The following is a 6,321-nucleotide window of genomic DNA, read 5'->3' as shown; positions in this document are numbered from 1 at the left end:
TTTCTACTGTAGTGTCAAAGTTTTGAGTTTACAAAATCTTAATGCATGACTTTTGACTTTTGAATTCCGTGAAACAGTATTACAAGTTTATATAGGGAATGTAGGATCGAAAGATACTTATTATTTCCCTATTCCCTTATTTCATAAGTAATACTATTTTCAAAAAAGGCAGTTACATCGGAATTGTTGATTTATTCCTAGAAGAAAAAAATATAAATTCCATAAATTCTGGAAATCAAACCTTTTTTCTTCTTTAATATTTATGTTTTTCTTCCCACTGTTCCCTGTTTCCTGTGTCGTGACTCTAGCAATATTTGGTGAAATTGGTATATCTAATGTAAACCGGATGTAGTATCAAAAAGCGATCGCTAGACGGCAAACACAACACTTAACTTACGGTTTGCCACAATGACAGTAATTGCTTCTTAGCCCTAAATTAGAGAGGGAAAAGAGACAAAAGTATATAAAAAAGTGCCTCAAATTATCATGTTCCATGATGTTCGGTAAATACGCCTTCATGGAATCCTCTAACTAACGACAGTATAGATATAAGTAACTTAATCTTAAGACTGTATTTAAACTGGACTTACCTTAAACTCAAACTCAAACTATTGAGCTTAAATATTAGTCCTTAAGTCAATCAAAAAAATAGAGTTGACGTTGACAAATAAGCAAAAATTTTGTATTTAATGGAGTAAAAACACTGTTATGGCAAAAGTAGTCGGAATTGACTTAGGTACAACAAACTCCTGCGTTGCGGTTATGGAAGGTGGTAAACCCACAGTTATAGCTAACGCTGAAGGCTTCCGTACAACTCCCTCTGTAGTAGCTTATGGCAAAAAAGGAGAACAACTGGTGGGTCAAATCGCCAAGCGTCAAGCTGTGATGAATACCCAAAATACCTTTTACTCCGTAAAGCGGTTCATCGGACGTAGATTTGATGAAGTAACCCACGAAACCACTGAAGTTTCCTATAAAGTTCTCAACATTAATGGTAATGTTAAATTAGATTGCCAAGCTTTAGAAAAACAATTTGCCTCCGAAGAAATTTCAGCCCAAGTCCTGCGTAAACTGGTTGATGATGCTAGTAAGTATCTTGGGGAACAAGTAACGCAAGCCGTAATTACCGTACCTGCTTACTTCAATGACTCCCAAAGACAAGCAACCAAAGACGCTGGTAAAATTGCTGGTGTAGAAGTGTTGCGGATTATCAACGAACCAACTGCAGCTTCTCTAGCTTATGGTTTAGATAAAAAGAGTAACGAAACTATTTTAGTATTTGACCTTGGTGGTGGTACATTCGACGTTTCCATCCTAGAAGTAGGTGACGGTGTATTTGAAGTATTAGCTACTTCTGGTGATACTCATCTTGGTGGTGACGACTTTGATAAGCAAATCGTTGATTATCTAGCTAGTGAATTCCAAAAAGCAGAAGGTATCGACCTCCGTAAAGATAAACAAGCTCTACAACGTTTAACAGAAGCAGCAGAGAAAGCCAAGATTGAACTTTCTAGCGTTACTCAAGCAGAAATTAACCTACCATTTATTACTGCCACCCAAGACGGACCTAAGCACTTAGATATAACTCTTACCAGAGCTGAGTTTGAAGGTCTATGTTCCGAGCTCATTGATCGCTGTCGGATTCCTGTAGAAAATGCTATCCGGGATGCCAAATTAGATAAAAAAGCTATTGACGAAGTAGTATTAGTTGGTGGTTCGACTCGAATTCCAGCAGTTCAAGAGGTAGTCAAGAAAGTCCTAGGTAAAGACCCCAACCAAAGTGTTAACCCTGATGAAGTTGTAGCTGTTGGTGCTGCTATTCAAGCTGGTGTATTAGCTGGTGAAGTTAAAGATATTCTCTTGTTAGATGTTACTCCACTATCTCTGGGTGTGGAAACTTTGGGTGGAGTAATGACTAAAATTATTCCGCGCAACACTACTATTCCTACTAAGAAATCAGAAGTATTCTCAACTGCTGTAGATGGTCAGACAAATGTAGAAATTCATGTACTGCAAGGTGAGCGGGAAATGTCTAATGATAACAAGAGTCTGGGAACTTTCCGCTTAGATGGTATCCCCGCAGCACCTCGCGGTGTACCTCAAATTGAAGTTACTTTCGATATTGATGCTAATGGTATTCTGAATGTAACTGCTAAGGATAAAGGTACTGGTAAGGAACAGTCTATTAGTATCACAGGTGCTTCTACTCTACCAGATACAGAAGTCGATCGGATGGTTAAAGAAGCAGAAGCAAATGCTGCTGCAGACAAAGAGCGTCGTGAGAAAATTGACCGTAAAAACCAAGCTGACTCTTTAGCATATCAAGCTGAGAAGCAAATTGAAGAGTTGGGAGATAAAGTTCCTGAAGCTGATAAGACTAAAATTGAAGGTTTGATTAAAGACTTGCGGGATGCTGTTGCTCAGGAAGACGATGAGAAGATTACATCTCTGACTACTGAACTGCAACAAGCTCTCTACACTGTTAGCAGCAATATGTATCAACAAGCTGATGGCGCACCTGCTGATGGTGCTGCACCGAATGGTGATGGTGCTGCTTCTTCCTCTTCCTCAACTGCTGGAGGTGGAGATGATGTAATTGATGCTGATTTTACTGAAGCAAAGTAAATAATGGATAATGGATAATTGATAATTAATCCATTCGCTCCATTAATGAAAATTCTCTCCCCCTAATCTGTAGGGACGTTGCATTCAACGTTCCTACTATCTCTTTTCTGAAATAATATCAAATCCGGTAGTATTGGTATAATTCTTGCCCCGTAGGGGTTTGGTCTCCAAACCCTCCACAAACTAGGAATTTTCACTCTTTTCTGATGGTAGAATTATATCACTTCCCTTGCCCAGCGGATTTGATATAACAGTCGCAGCAAAGGTTAATATCATGTCCGTTGGTATCGGAGCGTGTAAAAGTTGGGAAAATATCTACCGCCATATAAAGTTTTTCCTTCTCTTAAAGCTTCTTCCTCCCTGTTCCCAGTTAAGTGTTCCCTACCTTTGCTATACAATACCGATGCTACCGGACATGATATAAAACATTTAGGATTTACGCATTATTGTTGTACCTGGTTTCTAGGATAAATCGCTGTTTTGAACAATAGACGTATACAAGAAACCGGGTTTGGGGGTTTCGCGTGGCTTTAGTCCTGACATTTCTAAATCCTGAAGCTCTTTGATAGTTTAGTGTTCCCTGTTCCCTGTTCCCTGTTCCCTAGCGCGTAACTGATAACTGATGAAAAAATCTTATCCTACTACTCCAGGTAATCAACCTCAAACAGCTAAGGTTAGAGAATTGCGTAAACTTAGCGACTTACTTGATAATGCTATTCGTGTTCCTGGTACATCGTTAGGTATTGGTCTTGATCCAGTGCTAGGGTTAATTCCTGGTGGTGGTGATGTTTTGGGAGGGCTAATTTCTGTTTATATAGTTTTCTCCGCAGCAACTATGGGATTACCGAAAGAAACCTTAACACGAATGGCTTCTAATATAGTATTTGACTCACTAGCTGGTATTGTACCTGTTTTTGGCGATTTGTTTGATGTTGCATGGAAGGCAAATTCTAAAAATATGGATTTGTTGGAGAGTCATTTAGAATATCCTCAAGTTAGTAAAAGTGCCGATCGCTGGTTTATTTTTTTAGTTTTAGGTGGCTTGATTTTATTTGTAATTGCTATTGCTGCGTTGGGTGTTTTTATTATTAGTTTGTTGGTAAATATAATACAGTTTATTATACCAGGTTAGGGAGATAAAAAATGGCTATAAAAATTGCACTTTTTAATCATAAGGGTGGTGTGAGTAAAACAACCACAACATTTAATTTGGGTTGGATGTTAGCATCTAAAGGAAAGAAAGTAATTCTGGTAGATACAGATCCTCAATCTAATTTAACAGGTATGGTATTGGGATTTTATCGTAAACAAGAATTAGAAGAAATTTACAGTAAAAAACAAGATATTAAATCTGCTTTAGCACCTGCTTTTGAATCTCAACCTAGATTAGTAGAGGGAGTTGAATGTATTAAAAATGAACAACAAGATGGTTTATTTCTATTACCAGGTCATGTAGGATTAGCAGAATATGAAGTAACTCTGGGAATAGCTCAAGAATTAAGTGGTTCTATTCAAACTCTTCAAAACCTTCCCGGTTCAATTTCCTATCTATTTGAAAAGACAGCAGAAAAATTTTCTGCTGATTATATTTTAATTGATATGAGTCTAGTGTAAGTTCAATAAATCAGAACTTACTTATGACTAGCAATTTTTTTATTGTCCCTACTTTTCCTGACTTTTTTTCTATAATGGCAATTGATTCATTAGCTAGAATAATACCAAGATGGGATATTTGGGCAAAAAAAGCTAGTGAATTAAAAGTTCTGACAGAAGCTATTTATCCTTTTCCGAAAGTAACACCTCTTTTTTTAGGAACAATTATCCAAAACTATCGAATCAGGTATCAAAAGCCTTCTGCTAGTTTCAATAAATGGATAAATCAAATTGAATAAGTTGTTTAAAATATTTTAGTTCCTTCATTAAAAGAACAAAATATGTGATTTTCAGGTGAAGTTTACTCTTCTCAAAATATGAATGACTATTGTTTAACTAAAATGTCTGATTTTAATAGTCTTATTGCCATATCTCAAAACTGTCAAACACCTGTTTTTGCATTGACAAAAGAGCAAATTAAACAAGAAGGTAAGCACTATAGAAAAGTTTTAAAAGATACCTTACAAGCATCTTCTAATTTTAGAGATGCCTTTTCAAATTTAGCTGATCGAATCATCAATTTAACTTCAAATAATGTCTGATTTTAACAGTCTTATTGCCATATCTCAAAACTGTTAAACACTTGTTTTTGCATTGACAAAAGAGCAAATTCAACAAGAAGGTAAACACTATGAAAAACTTTTATAAACTACCTTAAAAGCACAAAATACTTTTATAGATGCTTTTTCAACTCTAGCTGATAGAATAATTAATTTAACTTCAAATGCAGTCTGCGATTCACCAATCCCACATTAGTATTAATCATGTTAGAGATTTGATAGCTATTCATAATTCTGTTAAAGCTCAGTCTACCTCTGCTCTCGACCTTTCAGATATTTTGAGGGCTGCCCTAGTTCTAACCTTAAGTGCTTTAGACTATTATGTACATGAAGTTGTCAGACTAGGGATGCTAGAAATACATCAAGGTTTGCGTACTGAACCTCCTGCATTTTCTCGTTTTCAAATTTCTTTAGGTATTGCAAGAGAAGGCTTAAAAAATTCTCCCGACTTTGCATCTTATTTAGAAGATGAAATTAGACAGCGACATAGTTATAAAAGTTTTCAACAACCTGATAGTATAGCAGATGCAATTAGACTAATTTCCGATAAAAAATTGTGGTTAGAAGTTGCAAGTATTATGGGTATAAAAGATAAGGATATTAAGCAAAAATTTCAAATTATTATTGACCATAAAATCAGGTCTCAAAATTCCCTTTGAAATGGAATAAAAAAGTTAAATTCAGTATTTGAAGCCTCCCTATTTGATTGAGGTATTGATAACTGATAACTGATAACTGATAACTGATAACTGATAACTGAAATTACCGTCGAAATAAGATTGCTCACGAAGCAGATATAGATCCAACTTTAAGTTTAGGTAATAGATGGGCAATTGATGAAATTATGGTTGGTGATGCAGTTAATTTTATCGAGCAGGTTGTTGACAGTATTCATTCAATTCTTTAATAAGAGAAAGTTACAAATGTTTCAATCATTAATAATTAACAATTAATTATTAATAATTACCGTTTCTATAATAGAGGGATTGCCTAAAAGGTTTTTTTCATTTTTCTCTGGAAATAGAAGGCTTTATATCTTGATTTTTCGGTAATAAAATCCTTAGAGTTAAAATCAGGAAATAAATATTCTTTACTTCCATAGTTTACTGTTTACTTTTTCTCTCAAATGCTCATAACTTTATCTAAAATCTAAAAACTATTGCGCAATAGTTGAATTAATTATTTACTTCATCAAATTAGGCGATCGCCTACCACTATCGAGACCCTCGGACTTTATCTAAAATCTAAAAACTAGAGCGCAATAGTTGAATTAATTATCTACCTCATCAAATTAAGCGATCGCTACTTTATCTAAAATCTAAAAACTAGAGCGCAATAGTTGAATTAATTATCTACTTCATCTAAAATCTAAAAACTAGAGCGCAATAGTTGAATTAATTATCTACCTCATCAAATTAAGCGATCGCTACTTTATCTAAAATCTAAAAACTAGAGCGCAATAGTTGAATTAATTATCTACCTC

6 protein-coding genes are annotated in these 6,321 nt (G+C 35.2%); all 6 read left to right on the top strand.

Annotated features, from left to right (window positions below; all coding sequences use genetic code 11):
• The first annotated feature begins 708 nt into the window (after positions 1 to 708).
• Complete coding sequence (gene dnaK / locus ACP6PK_RS31630; RefSeq protein ID WP_426565774.1) at positions 709 to 2,625, top strand: molecular chaperone DnaK; 1,917 nt, start codon at positions 709 to 711, stop codon at positions 2,623 to 2,625.
• A gap of 622 nt (positions 2,626 to 3,247) precedes the next feature.
• The gene (locus ACP6PK_RS31625) at positions 3,248 to 3,757 is read left to right on the top strand and encodes a DUF4112 domain-containing protein (protein ID WP_426565772.1); all 510 of its coding nucleotides are present in this window, start codon (positions 3,248 to 3,250) and stop codon (positions 3,755 to 3,757) included.
• Positions 3,758 to 3,768: 11 nt separating this feature from the next.
• Positions 3,769 to 4,239, top strand: a complete 471-nt coding sequence (locus ACP6PK_RS31620; RefSeq protein WP_426565770.1) for a ParA family protein — start codon at positions 3,769 to 3,771, stop codon at positions 4,237 to 4,239.
• A gap of 23 nt (positions 4,240 to 4,262) precedes the next feature.
• Positions 4,263 to 4,517, top strand: a complete 255-nt coding sequence (locus ACP6PK_RS31615) for a hypothetical protein (protein ID WP_426565768.1) — start codon at positions 4,263 to 4,265, stop codon at positions 4,515 to 4,517.
• 102 nt (positions 4,518 to 4,619) lie between these two features.
• Entirely contained in the window at positions 4,620 to 4,820 is a 201-nt protein-coding gene (locus ACP6PK_RS31610; protein ID WP_426565766.1) for a hypothetical protein, read from the top strand.
• Positions 4,821 to 5,002: 182 nt separating this feature from the next.
• On the top strand, positions 5,003 to 5,497 hold the full coding sequence (locus ACP6PK_RS31605) for a HEPN domain-containing protein (protein ID WP_426565764.1): 495 nt from the start codon (positions 5,003 to 5,005) through the stop codon (positions 5,495 to 5,497).
• Positions 5,498 to 6,321: the final 824 nt, after the last annotated feature.

Origin of the sequence: Dapis hubbardiae BLCC-M172 (assembly GCF_050016015.1) — a bacterium.
GTDB lineage: Bacteria > Cyanobacteriota > Cyanobacteriia > Cyanobacteriales > Microcoleaceae > Trichodesmium.
This window is presented reverse-complemented; position numbering and strand designations above follow the sequence as displayed.

Coding starts and splice junctions, on each gene's coding strand:
- dnaK (WP_426565774.1), top strand. CDS start 709: ATGGCAAAAGTAGTCGGAATTGACTTAGGTACAACAAACTCCTGCGTT.
- ACP6PK_RS31625 (WP_426565772.1), top strand. CDS start 3,248: ATGAAAAAATCTTATCCTACTACTCCAGGTAATCAACCTCAAACAGCT.
- ACP6PK_RS31620 (WP_426565770.1), top strand. CDS start 3,769: ATGGCTATAAAAATTGCACTTTTTAATCATAAGGGTGGTGTGAGTAAA.
- ACP6PK_RS31615 (WP_426565768.1), top strand. CDS start 4,263: ATGACTAGCAATTTTTTTATTGTCCCTACTTTTCCTGACTTTTTTTCT.
- ACP6PK_RS31610 (WP_426565766.1), top strand. CDS start 4,620: ATGTCTGATTTTAATAGTCTTATTGCCATATCTCAAAACTGTCAAACA.
- ACP6PK_RS31605 (WP_426565764.1), top strand. CDS start 5,003: ATGCAGTCTGCGATTCACCAATCCCACATTAGTATTAATCATGTTAGA.